Genomic DNA, 17,789 nt, shown 5'->3' on the forward strand with positions numbered 1-17,789 from the left:
ATATGAGAAGGAGCGTTTCGTTAGAGGAGTTCTTTCGCGAGCAGACGGTAGACGTTCAACCGCTGTGCTTGTGTATGTTGGATACTGCAAATCATCGCCTCGTCAAAGCCATACTGCACGGACTCGTCCTGCAATTGCGCCGCGATCTGTTTTGGCGTCCCGACGAGATGGATGGCCCGGTTGTTGGCGATGTGGATCTTGTCGACTTCGGTGAGCGGGTAATCGTTGGCCGCTTCCGGGCTGAGCAATTGACGCAGCTGCCCTCTCATCAGGAATAGGCGTGACAAGTCGGACGGACGCGCCAAATATTCCGCCTCTTCCTCCGTTTCGGCCGTCGTCACGAGATACGTGACATTGATTTCAGGCTTCTCCATGAACGCTGACGGTGTGAAGTGATGCCGGTACGTGTCGAGCGTGTCTTTGCTCAGTTCCCCGTTAAAAAATTGGGCGAACGAGTAGCCGACGCCCATGCGGCCGGCTTGGACGGCGCTGTTGCCGCTTGACCCGAGCAGCCAAGCCTCAGGGAGCGTCACCCCGGTCGGTGCGGCCGGCGTCGTTTTGTACCACCGTTCTTCCGGCGTCTCATCGTTGATCAGTTGGAGTGTCGTCTGCAATTTCTCATATAGTCCGTCCATCATCGGCTTCTGTCCTTGCGACATCGCGTAGATGGCGTTGGCGTCGCCACCCGGGGCCCGGCCGACCCCAAAGTCGATTCGACCTGGTGCGAGTGCGCTCAGCGTCTTGAACACTTCAGCCATCTTGAGCGGCGAATAGTGCATCATCATGATGCCGCCCGACCCAAGACGAATTCGTTCCGTCTTCGCAGCGATATAGGCCGCGATGACTTCCGGGGCCGAACTCGCGAACGACATGCCGCCGTGATGTTCAGCCATCCACATCCGGTAATAGCCCAGCTCTTCTGCCACTTGGGCGAGTTCGACGGCGCTCTGTAATGCATGTTCTGACGTATGGCCGGACGTCACCGGTGCTTGATCGAGGACGCTTAATCTCATCGTTATCATCCACTCCTTATAGTATATATGTTGAATATCTCGAATTTGTAAGACTCGCCGTCATCATACTAAAGTCGACTTGACAATACGAATAGTCCGCTCATCGTGACGCTGTCTTTTTTCAGAAAATTACAACGGATTGTTGCTAGGCACGTAACCCCTTCTTTATAATGAACGAGAAGACGCGATTCCTTCATAGCAAATCACGAAACGCATGATGGGGACATGCGGGTGATATGCGCCAACTACTATTTCGGGGAAATGGGGTAACTAACATGAATCAAACACCAAACAAGCCTGGCCAAGACGGGACATCGTTCACGTCCAACGACTTTTTAAAATTTTTGATTCCATCTTTAATCGGACTCATGTTTTTCATCGTGCCGATTCCGACCGATGACGGATTCACGATCCCGGTCGCCTTCTTGTCGAACCAATTGATCGGTTTGATCGGCGGTGTCGTCCCGACACTCGCCGTCATCATGATGGGCATCTCGGTGCTCGGGTCACTTTGGACGTACATGGCCAAACCCGCGTTCATTCTCGAGCGGCCACACTTCAATTCACTGTTCAACGTCACACCGTTCTGGTTCGGGATGCGGGTCGTCGGTCTGATTGCCGGGGTGATGACGTTGCTCGTGATCGGGCCGGAGATGATCACATCCGAGTTTACGGGTGGCCTGTTGCTGTATGATTTGATTCCGATTTTGTTCGCGACGTTCTTATTTGCCGGCATGTTGCTGCCGCTCCTGTTGAACTTCGGACTGCTCGAGTTCGTCGGGACGATGCTCACCAAAGTGATGCGCCCACTCTTCAAACTGCCGGGCCGGGCCTCGCTCGACTCGCTCGCATCTTGGGTCGGTGACGCGACGATCGGGATTCTGTTGACGACGAAACAATATGAGAACGGCTACTACACAAAACGAGAGGCCGCCGTCATCGCCACGACGTTCTCGGTCGTCTCGATCACGTTCACAATCGTCATCTTGTCGTATATGGAGCTCGATGCTTACTTCTTACAATATTATGGCGCCATCGTCGTGTCAGGTATCGTCGCAGCGCTCATCATGCCACGGATTTATCCGTTGTCGAAAAAAGCCGACACCCCGTATGAAGAGACCGAGTTGAAACCGGAAGAGCCGGTACCGGCCAACGTCTCGATGCCGAAATGGGCACTCCGTCAAGCGTTGCTCAAGTCACGCTCAAGCAAGAGCTTCGTCGCCACGTTGAAAGACGGTTTCCAAAACGTGCTCGACATGTGGCTCGGTATTTTGCCGATCGTCATGGCCGTCGGAACGATCGCACTCATCACTGCTGAGTACACGCCGCTATTTACGATTCTCGGCAAACCGTTCGAACCGATTTTGATGCTGTTGCAAGTGCCGGAGGCGGAAGCCGCCGCTCAGACGATGGTCGTCGGTTTCGCCGACATGTTCTTGCCGGCCGTCCTCGGCAGCGGTATCGAGAGCGAGATGACACGGTTCATCATCGCCACTGTATCGGTCACGCAGCTCATCTTCATGTCGGAAGTCGGGGGACTGCTCCTCGGGTCGAAACTTCCGATTTCATTCTTCGACCTCGTCCTCATCTTCTTGCTCCGGACGTTCATCACGCTCCCGATCGTCGTCGGGATCGCCCACTTGGTCTTTTGACGACAGAACGCCTCTTCTCATATTTCCCTGGGAAGAGGCGTTGTTTGTATAATGGAGAAAAGGGAGGGGTGCGCCATGGAACATCATTACGCCGGACAGCTCGAGATTGCGAAAAAAAGCTATGCCGGCATCATCGACCCGGAAGCGTATGTGAACGACCGCTATCATGGACATTGGACGGTGAAATCTAAGCAACGGGTCGACGGGGTCCCGGCGTTGCTTCAAAAAGCGTTCAACGGTGGGAAGAATAATTGTACCCTCACATCGATGACGGCCATCTTCCGTTATTACCATGACCACGGCTATCCCGACATCCCGGACGACGTGTTTCAAATCCAACAAGACGCGCGCGAGATCGCCCTCGCCCATCAGTTCAAAGACGAGAAAGGGACGCCGCCGACACGAATCAGTGCGATCGTCACAAAACTCTGGTCTCGTTATGGCTATGATGGGCACGGGAGTTCCCGCTATTTATGGAAGTGGTCGACGTTCGAGCGTGAACTCGCGGCAAACCGTCCCTTCATCTTGAACATGGCGAACGGATTTTATAAAAATCATTCCGTCACCGGAATCGGCTATATGATCTTTAAAAAGCCCGGCTTCCCGGACGTCGTCTTGCTCGAGGTGCTCGACAATCGCTCACAGAATATCCGTTATATCGACTTCAACGAGTTCAACTTTTGGGGCAGCATCACCCGCGTCCTTCCTCCTAGCGGACAGTAATTGTGATCCCCCCTCTAAATGCGGTATAGTGAAGTATCATTTCATAAGGACGTGTAACCATGCGTATTAACAAATTTATTAGTGAATCTGGCAAGGCGTCCCGCCGCCAAGCCGATCGTCTCGTCGAAGAAGGACGGGTCACGATCAACGGGAAGAAAGCGAAAATCGGGGACCAAGTAAACCCGGGTGACGAAGTACTCGTCAACGGTTCGGCCGCCCGCGTCGCCCGCAACAACGTCTACATCGCCGTCCATAAACCGGTCGGCGTCACGAGTACGACAGAGAAAAAAGTCAAAGGCAACCTCGTCGACCTCGTCAACCACCCGCTCCGCATCTTCAACATCGGACGGCTCGACAAAGACTCAGAAGGGCTCATCTTGATGACGAATGATGGCGACATCGTCAACGAGATTTTGCGCGCCGAAAATGAGCACGAGAAAGAGTACATCGTCTCGGTCGACAAGCCGATCACGCCAGAGTTCGTCGAACAGATGGAAGCCGGCGTCAAAATCCTCGGTCAAAAGACGTTACCGTGTAAAGTCCATCCGCTGTCGAAGTTCGACTTCAACATCACATTGACGCAAGGACTGAACCGCCAGATCCGCCGCATGTGTGAGACGCTCGGTTACGAAGTATACCGCCTTCAACGCGTGCGCGTCATGAACATCACGCTCGGCAAGCTCCCGCCCGGACAATGGCGCGACCTGTCGAAAAAAGAGCGCGAGCAGTTGTTCCGCGAATTGAATTACGAACCGAAAGAATGGTACTGAAACAAGCCCAGACGCTTTTGTCTGGGCTTGTTAGCGTTCATAGAGCGATGAGACACGGTCGGTCTCACGATGGATAAAACGTTTCAGTTGGGCGCTCAAGTCATCGAGTTGCCCCATTGTCGTCCTGAATTTGAAGGCCGCATGGAAATGGTCGAACGGATCGTGTTGCCACTCGTCATGGATGAAGACGTCGACTTGAATCGTGCCTGTCCGATCAATCAAGTTGAACGCCATCTTGATTTGTAAGTCATTCGAGTCCTCGCCCATCGGCTGCCAGACTACAGGTTCTTTACCCCTGGCGTCATTGAATCGAGATGCCACGTCAACCAGTTCTTGTAGCATGTCGTCCTGCATGTACACGTCTTGATTGCTCGAACAGACGGATGCATAGAGCTGAAGTTTCACCTGGTAAAACAGCTCCGTCTCATCTATCCAAATTCGTTCCATCTCAAATTGATGCACCATTCTTTTCACCTGCTCTCTAGTTCCGACTATATCATGTCGTTTTAGCGAAAATCGTCAACTTTTCGCTAAAACGGGAATACTACACATACAGATGACTTTGTACGGAAAAGAGGTGAATCGTCATGAATGGCGCCTTGTTCCCCCGCACCTCGGTCGGCAAGTGGTCAATCATTTTGATTGGGCTGTTTCTCGCCATGTATGTGCCGTTCCTCCTACTCGACAGCTTTGATACGACGTTCACGTCAACGCTATGGAATGACAATGCCGCACACATGCTTCGGCTCAGCTACATGACCACGTTCTCCGCGCTTGGACTCGGGGCGTTTGTGACCGGCTGGTGGGCCATCTTGAAACAAAAAGAGTACGCCGTCCTCGTCTTCTTCGCGGCCGTTCTCGGTTCAGGATTGTTCGTCCTGCTCGTCATGGAACTTGTCGGGATTTTGGAGTAGCGAAAAAGTAGGGCCTCAGATGAGACCCTACTTTTATTTAGCCGTGACGCCCCCATCGACCGGGAGCTCGATGCCGGTGATATGGTTCGCCTCGTCTGACGCGAGGAACAAGACGGCTGCCGCCACCTCATGCGCCGTCCCTAAGTTCGGCAAGGCGACTTGATTCAAGAAATGCTGTTTATAGTCCGGATGCTCCATATGCGGCGCGCTCATCGGCGTGACGATATAGCCCGGGTGGACCGAGTTGACGCGAATGTTATGTTTGCCGTAATCGACGGCTGCTGCTTTCGTGAGCGAGCGGACCGCACCTTTCGATGCCGTATACGCTCCTGCTCCGGCCATACCGGTCAACGCCGAAATTGATGAGATGTTGACGATCGAGCCGCCGTAATTTTTCTCCATGAGCGGGATCGCATATTGTGTTCCGAGCATGACGCCATCGATGTTGATGCGATACGTCCGCGCCCAGTCGTCTTCTGTCTGCTGTAAAAATGGTTTAGCGAGCGCGATGCCAGCGTTGTTGACGAGAATGTCGAGCTTGCCGCACGTTGCTTGGACTTCTGCGTAAACCTTCTCCCAATCTGTACGTGATGTTACGTCATGGCGAATCGCAAGCGCCTCCCCGTCCTGCGCTCGAATCGACTCGACGACGTTCGCTACTGCTTCAAGATTGATATCGGTCGCGACGACCGTCGCCCCTTCTTTTGCGAACAATTTCGCCGTCGCTTCTCCCATACCACTGCCTGCACCTGTGATGACCGCAACTTTCCCCTTTAACCGCATTAAATTCTCTCCATTCTTAAAATATGATAGTCTAACTATCATAATAATAGACGAGGCACATTTGATTCTCAACGAAACTGCCTGAACACGTTATAATGACGAGACAACAAAGAGGTGATTAGATGAACAAACGACAACAAAATAAAGAAGAGCGCTTGAATCACATCATCGATCAAGCTGAGACACTTTTTTTGAAAGACGGGTTTGAGCGCGTCCAAATGCAGGACATCGCCGACGCTGCAAACATCGGGGTGGCAACGCTGTTCCGCTATTTCCCGAAAAAAGATCAACTGATCGTCGCGGCCGCCATCCATAACTTGACACCGACGCTGCATGTCTTCAAGGAATTGACGGCGCATCCTGGAGACGCTTATTCAAGACTAGAAGCAATACTCGATTATTTGCTTGGGCAACAGCTGCGTCAGACGAGCCACTCCCGATTCCGCGAGGCGTTCGAGAGCTACGCCTCGTTCGTCGCCTCCCCGCTCCCTGGAATCGACGGCTATATCGAACTGCAGCGCCAAATCATGGCGACGCTCGAGCCGCTCATCCAAGACGGGCGGACGGACGGGTCGTTCCGTCACGATATCGACGTGAAAGAGACGGTCATCACCGTCATCAACGCGTTCGGCACGTTCGGCAACAACATCATCTTGAAGTCGCACATCAGCTATTTAGAGAAAGATATCGACCCGACGATCCAACAGCGCGTCTTGAAAGAGATGCTGCTCGCTTACGTGCGGGCATGACAAAAGCCCCTTCGCAATTGAAGGGGCTTGATGTTTAGGCAAAAAAAATGAGCACCTCTCTAAAGAGGTGCTCTCGAAAAGTCTACCGCGTCGAACCACGCTCCACAACGTGCTCCCGAAGGAATGTCCGCCGTCTTACATAGACCAGCTCATCGCATGTACTCAACAATACTCGAATGATGCTTCGTCGTCAATCTTTTGTTTTCATCCGCCTTGACATCTCTCCAAAAATTAGGATAATGAAGAGTGTTAGCACTCTTGTATACAGAGTGCCAAAATCGAACGACAAAGGAGAACGGTCATGACAAAGAAACAGTTTCAAGCCGAATCGAAACGAATTTTAGAGTTGATGGTCCACTCAATCTATACACATAAGGACATCTTCCTGCGTGAGCTCATCTCGAACGCGAGTGACGCCATCGACAAGATGTATTACCGCGCCCTCTCGGACGAGGCGATCGACTTCAACAAGGACGACTATTTCGTCAAAGTCGAACTCGACAAAGACGCACGCACGGTCACAATCCGTGACACCGGGATCGGGATGACGGAAGACGAACTCGAATCGAACCTCGGGATCATCGCCAAGAGCGGTTCGCTCGCGATGAAGCAGGCGACGAAGATGGAAGAAGACCACAGCTTGATCGGTCAATTCGGCGTCGGTTTCTACTCGGCGTTCATGGTCGCCGACCGTGTGACGGTCCGGACCCGTTCCGTCGACAGTGACCAAGGATATCTGTGGGAGTCAGACGGCATCGACGGCTATACGATTGAGCCGACGTCTAAACAAGAGATCGGAACCGAAATCGTCTTACACTTGAAAGCCGACACCGAAGACGATACGTATTCTTCGTTCTTAGAGGAATATGAGATCCGCTCGCTCATCAAGAAGCATTCGGACTTCATCCGCTACCCGATCAAACTCGACGTGACAAAACACCGTCCAAAAGACGACTCGGAAGAATTCGAGGACTACGTCGAAGAAGAGACGATCAACAGTATGGTCCCGATTTGGCGCAAGCGGAAGAACGAACTGACGGACGAGGACTACACGGCGTTCTACCACGAGAAGCGCTACGGTTTCGACGAGCCGCTCAAACATCTCCACTTGAACGTCGACGGTTCGATCCGCTATCAGTCGATCCTCTATATCCCATCGACGGTCCCGTACGACTACTACACGAAAGAGTTCGAGAAAGGGCTCGAGCTCTACTCGAACGGCGTCTTGATCATGGAGAAGTCGCCTGACTTATTGCCGGACTACTTCGGTTTCGTCAAAGGGATGGTCGACTCGGAAGACCTATCGCTCAACATTTCCCGGGAGATGTTGCAGCAGGACCGCCAACTGCGCGTCATCGCTAAGAACGTCAAGTCGAAAATTAAAGGCATGCTCGAGAAGATGCTTCAGAATGAGCGCGAGGACTACGAGAAGTTCTTCGACGCGTTCGGCCGCCAAATCAAGTTCGGCGTCTATGACCAGTTCGGCGCCGCGAAGGATGAGTTGAAGGACTTGCTCTTGTTCCACTCGTCGAACGAGAAAAAGCTCGTCTCGCTGAAAGAATACGTCGAGCGTATGAAAGAGGACCAGAAGTACATCTATTACGCGACGGGCGAATCGATCCATCGTATCGACCTTCTCCCGCAAACGGAACGTTTGAAAGAAGAAGGCTTCGAGATCCTCTACTTCACGGAAGAGATCGACGAGTTCGCTATCAAAGTGCTCCAGTCTTATGAAGACAAAGAGTTCAAGTCGGTCGCGAGCGGTGACCTCGGTCTCGATGATGAGGCGGCGAATTCGCTCAATGAAGACAATAAAGACTTGTTTGCCTTCATGAAGACCGAGCTTGGCGATCGTGTCAAAGAAGTGCGCGCGTCAACTCGTCTCAAGTCGCATCCGGTCTGCTTGACGGTCGCAGGTGACGTCTCGATCGAGATGGAGAAGATTATGAACACGATGCCGAACGGCGGCGGCATGAAAGCAGAGAAAGTGCTCGAAGTGAACGCCGACCACGCCATCTTCCAAACGTTGCAACGCGTCTATACGGAAGACGAGGCGAAAGCGAAACAATATACCGATCTTCTTTACCAGCAAGCACTCCTCATCGAAGGGTTACCGCTTGAAGATCCGGTAGCGTATTCGAATGCAGTGTGTGCGTTGATGGCAGAATGATTGAAAGGCAGAGGGCGGTTCAACGCACTCTGCCTTTTATTTTTTGTCATTGAATATCTGGGAAGAAATCAATTCTATCCCAATGTCTTTTTATATATTCTATTGCGGGAAACTCTTGACACTTTTTAATCCTTTTATATTCAAAGGGAAGGAGATTTGTAGATACCCAAAAACTTTTATCCTCTGTCCCAAAATAATTTTTGTTCACCCGGATCCTATATTGTTGATCTAGAGTGAAAAAACCTAGTTCAAAATCAGCATCATGAAGTTTACACAGTGAGAGACCATTCCTAACATCTCTTCTCGTTTGAACATCATCGCTCCACCGTACGATATGTGCCCCCACTAGATGTCTCCCATCATTAAACCGACAATCAGGAAAACAACACTCAGAATTAAAATTCTCTTTCACCTGTCGAGAAAATTTTTGTTGCCCTATTCTTGCTTTCATCTCTCGAATCAATTCACTATTCAATTCATGGTTCTGAGGTTTAACTCCCGACTCGTACGATAACGTCGACTCTTTTATCTCTAAATCTTTACGTATCTCAAACAAAACGTTGAATAGTTCATTATCTACTTTTGAAAAGTAAGCACCCTGTACAATTCTAAGACTATTTTGTCTTTGACAATAGAAGATAGTCTCTTTGTGACCTTTGTCTTTACGGTTATTATTTTCGCAGTAAGTAACTAGTGGTTCCTTATTGAGTTCAAAGATTTTTTTTAAAGATATTGCATCCTTAAACTTTTGATAACTTTGTAAAGGTACCGTATAGAATGTATTGCAGTATTCGTATTGAGAATGAGGAGCATGTGTCTTTACAATATTACATTTACTCATTGCTAAGGAGTAACCGATAAACCTCATTTCATCTTTATTTTTTGAAGCATCTTTCACGAGATGAAGTATGATATCGCCCTCCTCTACCTCAAGAAGAGATTCCCAATATGCAGATTTCCTTATCGATGTACTATTCTTGTATGCAGGACTCCATAGCATTTTTGAAAATTTGAAGCTCTCTCTTATACCTTGTTCTTTACTGAGATCTCTCATTTCAATCCAAACCATACAAGTCACCTCAAAATTAAGTATAGAGTGCAAAAACCTCAGTTGAATTATCGATTTTTAAAAATATCCGTTTCACAGAGAGTAAACACGAATCTCTAAACCTCTTGGATAACTTCCTCCCGTTTTTTGTATTATTTCAGCTTTGAAGGTTACCCTTTTGTCCATTAAAGGGGCTAATTCTCTTGCAATTTCCCTTGGAATCCAACCTAAACTGCGATTTTTACTATCGTACACATTGATAGCATTCTTATCATGTGGATTATAAGGTTCTCTCTTCAATCTTATATTTTCATTTGTATTTGTTTCGGCTATCAATTTCTGCCTTCCTTCGAAGGTGACACCAGCTAATCTTATAATCCTGTTTACTTTTAATTCATTCGTTTTTGAGGTTTGTGTTTTTAATTCCGGGAAAAAATCAGAAAAATTCTCATTCGTATATTTTTCATTTCGATTTGTTCGACCATTAGTATGATGTGGATGTTGTCGATGTGTTTCCTTTGTTCGCTTCGACCTATTTTTATTTTTTCTGTCTTCAAGAAGAGCCCATACTATGAAGGCAACAACAATAAACTCTAACAATCTTCCACCCCATTAAACAAAGTATGCCTGTTACAAGTATCGTTAAACCTTACTGATAAGCAATGAGATTATAAGTGCCTCTCTCAAACTCATCCATAAAACGACTCATCTTGTTACCATATCCAGTAATGAACAATCTAGTCTTCGCCCGGGTCATCGACACGTACAAGAGCCTTCTTTCTACTTGGATAGCGTCCTCAACTTCCTCTTCCGCTTCTGCTCTTTTAAGACTCGGTAAATTTTTATCTGTGAAACGTGGAATAATGACTACATCAAATTCAAGTCCTTTTGCGGAATGCATTGTTACGAACTTCACTCCAGGTGTTAAGCAACTTCCGTTTTCTTTTTCAATATGCTCATGAGGAATGCTATAAGGCATCATCCCCTTAAGCTTCTTGAGGTGCATTTTATGTCGGCATAAAACACCGATAGTGATATCTTTATCTGATGTCTTATTCCATAACTCCTGAACAAGCTTCAGGATACCCTCATATTCTTCTTCGTGCTTGCCATACTGATGAATTTCTGGTAAAAAACCACTACTCTTTTTAGGTACGATTAGCTCCTCACGAGCCTCTTCACTGTTTTTTGAAGAATTACTATTCAAATCTTTGTTGTAAAGCGGGCGTGCCATCGTGACGATTTCCTGACATGATCGATGCATCTCTTCTAAATGTTTTGTCCGCCCGCCAACAATGTTGATTCCGACACTTCTCCAAGTGAAATCTGTCTTATAAATGCGTTGACCGATATCCGCAGAAATGATTAGACTCTTTGGATTCAACTCTCTCAAGACGATGAGCTGAACTTGTGTTAAGTCTTGCGCTTCGTCAATCATCACGTACTCATAGGATTCTTTTGTTTTAACGATATCAAGATTTTGGTGAAGTTGGATGCCATACTCATCAAAAGGAATGATAGATGCCATTGTTAAATTTTTATCAAACTGTTTCATGAAGGTGTATACTTCTTTTCGGTCCGATTGCTGAAGGCTGACCATCCGTCCGCTCCGGCGTATGTTCAAATACTCATCCTCGGAGACGATACCTTTCCCTTTGATCCATTCAATTTCGTCTTTCAAGAACGATTTGAATTTGTCATCACTGTAAAAACGGTGATCTTTCGTTTTCTGATTCTCGTAACAGTTATCGAAGAGCTTATCCACTTGATAAGAAGAGGAAGAAAATTTCCCTTTAATCTGTCTCAAATACTTGGATGCCCAAGAATGAAAGGTTCGCACTTCTAAATTACATTGGCTATATCCTCTGTCGGCTAAATATTTTTGGGCATAGGCGGCCAACGTCTTGTTATATGTAATCAACAAAATTTTAGCGTTGGGGTTTGCATGTAAGATTTTTTCAATCTTCATCAAAAGAACGGTCGTCTTCCCACTACCTGGCGCCCCCTTGATTAACACGTGCTCTGCCTGAAAGTTAATTGCATCGTTTTGCTGCTTTGTAACGGTTATTTTAACCATGTGATCACTCCATCTTTAAAAAAAGTCGTCTTCAAAAAAACTCTTGCGTCTTTGTTCCTCTAGTTCTTGTTCCTGCTTTTTCAAAACACTTAAATCGGTGATTTCCTGCCGAATTCCTTGCGGCTCCCTTTTCACAAGAGGTGTCATCCATGCCGAGATGAACTCTTTACTCAAGGCTTCGAACATTTCATGATTATTAGTTTTCATCATCGATTGCATAATTCCCCTCACGACATATCTCTAGAAACTCACAAAAGCGACAATGGTTTCCTGGGTTAGCTAGACTATCAACGGATTGATCAGGTTTCTTGTAAAACAACCTAAAATTCTTTAAAGAGCCGTTATAGCTGACATTTTCTATTTCATAGCGGGACTCTCGATATCGGGTTGGTTCCTGTTTAACCTCCTCCAAAATCAACTTTCGGTATGCGCCGCTCAACTGTGGGAACAAATAAGAAACATACGTCTCAGTTTTGCCCCAGTCTTTAAACACATTGTGAACACTTCTAAGCATCTTCTTATAGAGTAGCTGCTGATGGAATCGGGACGAGTAAGTTCCAAAGTCATTCAGGATATAAGAAAATGTAGCGCGTTGTGGACATTGATTGGTCTCATCTTGTAACAGTCGATGCTCAAAATTTGGTAAGACAATGTCGTTAGTCCTTGTTGATAAATCGAATTCTTCATCTTTTAGTTCTGGGAGCTCTTTGTTGAAGTCAGCCACTTTGAAATAGTGAGCCATATCTAATTCGTAGCCCGTTTCTAAGTTCCTCACGTACGAAACCCTTACGTCATTTGCGCCAATTAACAATGTATACAATAAATATCTAGTTATGGCCCCGGATAGGTTCTTCAACTCTTTGAAAAGATGTAGCTCTGACCTTGAGACGCTCAATTCATCGATTGTTTTACTCGAAAGTGGCCAGATCTTATATTTGGTGTTCATCGGTAATGCATCCGCATCAATAAATCCGAGATGAATATTTCGCTTTTGCTTGAACGCCATCCCATCTGCGACGAAGAGCGCTCCAACCTTGTCTATCATCTCGTCTTCATCATCATAGCTTTGTAGTCCTGATTGAAGATAAAAACGCAGACCATCCATGATGTCTAATAGTGAGAACTTTAAGGTCTCATCTTTTAGTTCTTCAAGCTTCATCATCAGGTCTTTTAGCAGGACCACTTCTTCTTCATGACGTTTCTCTTCAGCCGAGACGCTGACATAGGTCTTCAGCTTTTCAAGGTGCTCTCCAATCTTGACATCAGTTTCGATTTCAAATAGTTCATGGACCATCCGCCCAATCATATGAAGGCCCTGTTGGATAACCTTCATATCCTCAATGCTGACTTTGAAATAAGAAAGTTGTTCTAGAGGTCTCCCATGCAGGCGATGGACACGACCTTCAGGTAAAGGACGTAGTGATTCCCATCTCTCCTTTTCTTCAATCAAGAAATTTATCTTTTCAAGCCACTCTTCTATCGTCAAATATTGTGCGTCTCGTCCATCGAGAAATCCCTCACCGAGATAAAAATAAGGGAGGAGTTGATCTAACTGTTTCGTGTACAAAGACATGTTGATTTTGGAACCATCTATTCCATCTACATAAAGATGTCCACTGTTGAATAACCTCTGTAATACATCTGGTCTTAATATTCTTTCGATGACTGAAGAGTTTTGATGCGGTGTCTTCTGTTCTGTGTACAGATTGTGCAGTTCGAATAGAAAACGGCCAATCGGATAATCAATTAATGATGGCGCTTTTTTTTCAATCAACCCTGCATAATATAACTGTTCTCGTACTTCCCCGCCTCGACAAGAAATGAAGTGCTCATACTTATGCTCTTTTTCGCGCTCTCGAATTTCCCGTTCCTTTGAGAGAAACTCTAACATGTTCGAGTATACGGTCACTTTTCCTGGTTCGGTTTCTGTGAACGAATGGAAACGACGACCCTCAAGTCCCTCTAACAGCTGTACCGAGTATGGATGTTGAACAGTAGGTTCGTTGAAAGAAGCCGACCAAGGCACTTTTTCTTTCCAGAGAAACCGTTCTACCGTTTCGTAGGTGTGAGGTAGAAGTTCATCATAATAATTCACGAATATCAATTCGAATTGTTGTTCTAAATGCTTAAAAAAATACTCCTGTAGCGGGGTAATGAAATAAAATCCATGTAAGACTATCTTTCTTTTATTTAATGACGCTTCAACCTGATCATCAATTTTATCTTCTTCACCAATGTTAAATTGATGCAGATTATTCTTGGTTTTCGCATTACGTTGCAAGAATTTTTTCACGAGATTGGTGAAATACTCAGAGTTTGATTCTAGTTGCTCTTCCCATGCAATCGGTCGTATGTCATCACGCATTTCACTTAATATGTCGTGCAGCAATGATTCTTCATCACTTTTATCGGCAAGGGTTGAAAACACATTGTCTAACCGTAACTCTTTTAACAATCGGATTGTATAAATCAGTTCTTTTCTATTTTTCTCGAACGATAAAATATGTTTTCGTATTCGAACATCAGCATTCGACGAAGATTCCCATCTAGCTCTGAGAACCTGTGAAATCTCTAAGTATTGACGCATTTGATTCTTTTGATTACTCCAAACATGGCCCTGTACCTCTTCCAACAATGGATTGATTGTTAGAATCGGTGCTTTTAGCCACTGATAGATTCTTAAATTTTCATTAATCGATTCATGAAGCGTAGGTGTTGCCGCGATATGGAGAACATCGTTAAATTGTTTTTGAAACTTTGAGTCCTTCCATGTCAAGTCACTTGGCACCCGGTAAGTCAGTACCTGTCTATTCATTTGACGTTTCCTTTCGTAAAGCCATTCGTATCAATTTTTCCCACGTATCCTTATCCCATGTTCCTTTAGGTATATGAGGTCGATCCGCGTTGATCCACAGCCGCTGCTCGGCTCGCGTCATCGCAACATAGAGAAGCCTTGTTTCTTCGTTCAATGTCTCGGTGATATCCTCGTTTTTTATCGTTTGAAAAGAGGCCGTATTGAAAACTTCACCATTTTCCTTAAACTGAAAAGACAGCACCTTGGCAGGACTGCTCGACTCTTTAGAAGCGAGAAGTACCTTGTGTTGATAGCCTTGTATCAAACTTGAATCGGTAAACGGAATGAACACGGAATGAAATTCAAGTCCTTTTGCCTTGTGGACGGTCATCACCCGAATGATCTTATCTCCTTTGATATCTTTTTTATCGATATTCGCTTCATCCTCATCACGGTTCGTCGCTAATTGGATTCTCAACCAATCATATAAAGCGACAGGATTGTTGACCTCGCTCTTCAGACGTTTAATCGCAATGTCTAAAACTTTATACAAGTTTCGTTCATATTGGATGAGTTCATGGGGTTGGTATCCTTGTGCCCCCATGATGCGTTTATACGGGAGCTCCATCACAACGTTTTGAAGCACTTTGTAAAAAGGCTTTATCCTTAAATCTTCTCTTGCCTTACGCAACCACTGCCATCTTTCGTCACCGAGAGTCCGAGTCATCTCTGAAGTCAGTTGGTCAGTGTCACCTTCGTACTGAATCAGATGATTAAAATCAAAAGGATCTTCAACGAAAGCAGATTGATAAAGAGCAAAAAAGCTCTCCGGACAGTTTTCGTTTTTTAATATACGAATTAAGAGCAGGAGGTCTTTCGCCGCCGAAGATTTGAATAGCCCCCCGCCTACAGTAACTTCGTATGTCAAATCATCTCGGTCATTTTTCCTTAGGTCCTTTAACAACTCTTTTATAGCTATAGCTTCTTTGTTCTTTCGTACTAATATACCAAGTATCGATTGCTCTTTATTGTCTGATGGCAGCGTGTCATACATATGAAGAATGATATCTTCGAGTTTAGGTTTTTTAGTTGTCGAGATGTGTAGAATCTCTTCTTCATCAACTCTGGAAGGCAGATAGGAGACTAGTCTACCCGTGTCAACACCGTTTTTCATTTCATTAGGTAAGCGGCCATTCTGTTTCCATGCCTTGAAGAGTCTTTCCATTTCCTCTAGCAACAATTTCGAACTTCGATAGTTGATTGTCAATTCATAGGAGAGGAAATCATTCTTTAGTCGTTTTAAACTCTCGAAGGCTGTATGACTCGCACCACGAAAACGATAAATCGCTTGCTTGATATCTCCTACCACGAACAACTTGGCTTTTAGTGAATTTGACAAAGACACAATCAATTCGATTTGAGGATCATCTGTGTCTTGAAATTCGTCAACAAAGATATAATCGATGGCAGGCTCTATCGCCAGTTGTCGGTTACCTTTAACAACGGTCAATAAATCTCGTTTTATGTCCGACAACGTTAGTGAATTGTCTCTCAACTTCTCTTCCTTAATTCGACTCGCCATCCGTTCAATCACATACTGGGTCGCTTGCTGATACTTCATGTCTCTTGGACTGTCTTCTGCGGGATCCCAGATAAGAGAGTCATTGTCCCCGCTCAAGCCTTTTTTATCTAACTCGCCCTGTACATGTATGAAAAACTTGATCATCTTGTACTCTTCGACATCAGAAAAATAAGGCAATTCCTCGTCTTTGACTTCTTCTGTAAGGTACCTTGCGAATTCCTCTCGAATGATTGTTTCTGTGCGATATTTGTACGAAGCGACTGCAATCGTATTCCCCCAGCCCTCTACCACACCTAATTGTTCGAATAAATACTTGGAAAAAGCATCTATTGTCATGATTCGCATACTATTAACTTGCTCCATCAAATCTAGATATTTAGTCATATTCGTCGTCTGATAGTAAGATTGAAGACGTTCTTTTATTTTCTTTCGCATGTACGCCGCAGACTCTCGAGTGAACGTGATCATCACGATGGAATCGAGCCTAACATCACTTGTATGAATTAAATACATGATGCGCGAAATCATGGTGGTTGTCTTACCACTGCCGGCACCAGCGTTCACTAAAATATCAGCAGTTGATGGGGCATGCTCGACATAATACTGTCCCCAGTTGAATCGGGAACTCAATTGGTTGTTTACTATGTAACGTTCACGTTCCGAGGATATCCGGCCATTTTTAATCAACAGCGCCTCATCAACTTCTTCAGTAAGCTCGTGTACTGTAAGATTTTTTTGATTTTCTATAATACTTGTATTTCTTGTCATTACGTCAACCCTTGTCCCTTGTGTTGCCCATTTCTTCAGCTTGTCGATCCGACTCCTCGAGAGCTCATTTTCAATCAATAAGATTGAATAGGGAATTTTTTCACCAGTATCGACGACCTCTTCGTCTAGATGAGGTGACAATGATAAAAATTGTTTTGGAACTGCGGAAGAATCGATTTTATCCGAAGACTCATTCATTAAAACTTCAGCGATATGCTCAACGTCTGCACGACTGTATAATTTATAAGTCATATTTCCGATTTTAGACACCCTTGATTGAGGTCTGGCTAATTTCCCATCCAACGGAAAATAATATTCTTTTATCCCGGATTGAATCGATCTTGTTTTAAGAGCATTCGCCATTTTCAAGGCTTTAGTTTCTTCATTTCCAGAGAATAATTGAATTCCCATGGCTACATCATTTTTTTTCACAATGATATCAAGCTTCATTTGAAGATCAACCTCTTCGTGGCTGATTACTTCATCAAAATGACCAGACTCTTGGAGCAGAAGCGCGAAATGGAAATCTCGAACCAAACCAAGGTAAGCTAGATGCGCCGCGCGTTGAACATGATGCTTCACCAACTCCCTTTCGTTTACATTTGAAAGGACAGATGAAGAAAAATGATTCATAAATTCAGTGACACTTGGCAATCTGTTTGATGATAATATTTGTTGTCTTAGCTTCGACAAAAAGCTAGGGAGTCCAAATGTTGTAGAGTGATGCACTTCAACAGGAATTGTCT

General features: G+C 45.7%; 15 protein-coding genes. 6 read left to right on the forward strand and 9 right to left on the reverse strand.

Annotated elements, in window-relative coordinates; all coding sequences use genetic code 11:
- Positions 1 to 20: 20 nt before the first annotated feature.
- Complete coding sequence (locus EVJ28_RS04390) at positions 21 to 1,013, reverse strand: MsnO8 family LLM class oxidoreductase (RefSeq protein ID WP_131457876.1); 993 nt, start codon at positions 1,011 to 1,013, stop codon at positions 21 to 23.
- Between the two features lie 275 nt (positions 1,014 to 1,288).
- On the opposite strand from EVJ28_RS04390, the gene EVJ28_RS04395 reads away from it, so the two are divergent.
- The 3 genes from EVJ28_RS04395 (at position 1,289) to rluF (ending at position 4,158) form a co-directional block, all read left to right on the forward strand.
- The gene (locus EVJ28_RS04395; protein ID WP_131488093.1) at positions 1,289 to 2,665 is read left to right on the forward strand and encodes a YjiH family protein; all 1,377 of its coding nucleotides are present in this window, start codon (positions 1,289 to 1,291) and stop codon (positions 2,663 to 2,665) included.
- A gap of 75 nt (positions 2,666 to 2,740) precedes the next feature.
- Complete coding sequence (locus EVJ28_RS04400; protein ID WP_131488095.1) at positions 2,741 to 3,388, forward strand: C39 family peptidase; 648 nt, start codon at positions 2,741 to 2,743, stop codon at positions 3,386 to 3,388.
- Positions 3,389 to 3,447: 59 nt separating this feature from the next.
- Positions 3,448 to 4,158: a 23S rRNA pseudouridine(2604) synthase RluF gene (gene rluF / locus EVJ28_RS04405; RefSeq protein WP_131457879.1), complete on the forward strand. Its 711-nt coding sequence runs from the start codon at positions 3,448 to 3,450 to the stop codon at positions 4,156 to 4,158.
- A gap of 30 nt (positions 4,159 to 4,188) precedes the next feature.
- Here the strand turns inward: rluF and EVJ28_RS04410 are convergent, their stop codons facing one another.
- Positions 4,189 to 4,623 (reverse strand): hypothetical protein, encoded by a 435-nt coding sequence (locus EVJ28_RS04410; RefSeq protein WP_131488097.1) that lies wholly within the window; start codon positions 4,621 to 4,623, stop codon positions 4,189 to 4,191.
- 122 nt (positions 4,624 to 4,745) lie between these two features.
- Between EVJ28_RS04410 and EVJ28_RS04415 the strand changes: the two genes are divergently transcribed.
- Positions 4,746 to 5,072, forward strand: coding sequence for a hypothetical protein (locus EVJ28_RS04415; protein WP_131488099.1), 327 nt, complete (start codon positions 4,746 to 4,748; stop codon positions 5,070 to 5,072).
- Between the two features lie 33 nt (positions 5,073 to 5,105).
- Here the strand turns inward: EVJ28_RS04415 and EVJ28_RS04420 are convergent, their stop codons facing one another.
- Positions 5,106 to 5,855, reverse strand: coding sequence for an SDR family NAD(P)-dependent oxidoreductase (locus EVJ28_RS04420; protein ID WP_131466080.1), 750 nt, complete (start codon positions 5,853 to 5,855; stop codon positions 5,106 to 5,108).
- Between the two features lie 122 nt (positions 5,856 to 5,977).
- On the opposite strand from EVJ28_RS04420, the gene EVJ28_RS04425 reads away from it, so the two are divergent.
- The gene (locus EVJ28_RS04425) at positions 5,978 to 6,604 is read left to right on the forward strand and encodes a TetR/AcrR family transcriptional regulator (protein WP_131466078.1); all 627 of its coding nucleotides are present in this window, start codon (positions 5,978 to 5,980) and stop codon (positions 6,602 to 6,604) included.
- A 301-nt stretch (positions 6,605 to 6,905) separates the two neighbouring features.
- Entirely contained in the window at positions 6,906 to 8,774 is a 1,869-nt protein-coding gene (gene htpG / locus EVJ28_RS04430) for a molecular chaperone HtpG (RefSeq protein ID WP_131469561.1), read from the forward strand.
- 46 nt (positions 8,775 to 8,820) lie between these two features.
- Here the strand turns inward: htpG and EVJ28_RS04435 are convergent, their stop codons facing one another.
- The 6 genes from EVJ28_RS04435 to EVJ28_RS04460 form a co-directional block, all read right to left on the reverse strand.
- Positions 8,821 to 9,843 (reverse strand): HNH endonuclease, encoded by a 1,023-nt coding sequence (locus EVJ28_RS04435; protein WP_131470453.1) that lies wholly within the window; start codon positions 9,841 to 9,843, stop codon positions 8,821 to 8,823.
- Positions 9,844 to 9,915: 72 nt separating this feature from the next.
- Entirely contained in the window at positions 9,916 to 10,422 is a 507-nt protein-coding gene (locus EVJ28_RS04440) for an HIRAN domain-containing protein (RefSeq protein ID WP_131488101.1), read from the reverse strand.
- Positions 10,423 to 10,471: 49 nt separating this feature from the next.
- Positions 10,472 to 11,899 (reverse strand): 3'-5' exonuclease, encoded by a 1,428-nt coding sequence (locus EVJ28_RS04445; protein WP_131470457.1) that lies wholly within the window; start codon positions 11,897 to 11,899, stop codon positions 10,472 to 10,474.
- 15 nt (positions 11,900 to 11,914) lie between these two features.
- A complete protein-coding gene (locus tag EVJ28_RS04450; protein WP_131470459.1) occupies positions 11,915 to 12,118 on the reverse strand; it encodes a hypothetical protein in 204 nt (67 codons plus the stop codon).
- The gene (locus EVJ28_RS04455; RefSeq protein ID WP_131470461.1) at positions 12,096 to 14,714 is read right to left on the reverse strand and encodes a hypothetical protein; all 2,619 of its coding nucleotides are present in this window, start codon (positions 14,712 to 14,714) and stop codon (positions 12,096 to 12,098) included. The genes EVJ28_RS04450 and EVJ28_RS04455 overlap by 23 nt, the downstream gene beginning before the upstream one ends.
- Entirely contained in the window at positions 14,707 to 17,697 is a 2,991-nt protein-coding gene (locus EVJ28_RS04460) for a UvrD-helicase domain-containing protein (RefSeq protein ID WP_145963148.1), read from the reverse strand. Before EVJ28_RS04460 ends, EVJ28_RS04455 begins: the two co-directional genes overlap by 8 nt.
- Positions 17,698 to 17,789 lie beyond the last annotated feature (92 nt).

The sequence above is a fragment of the Exiguobacterium sp. SH3S3 genome (genome assembly GCF_004337115.1).
Lineage (GTDB): Bacteria > Bacillota > Bacilli > Exiguobacteriales > Exiguobacteriaceae > Exiguobacterium > Exiguobacterium aurantiacum_A.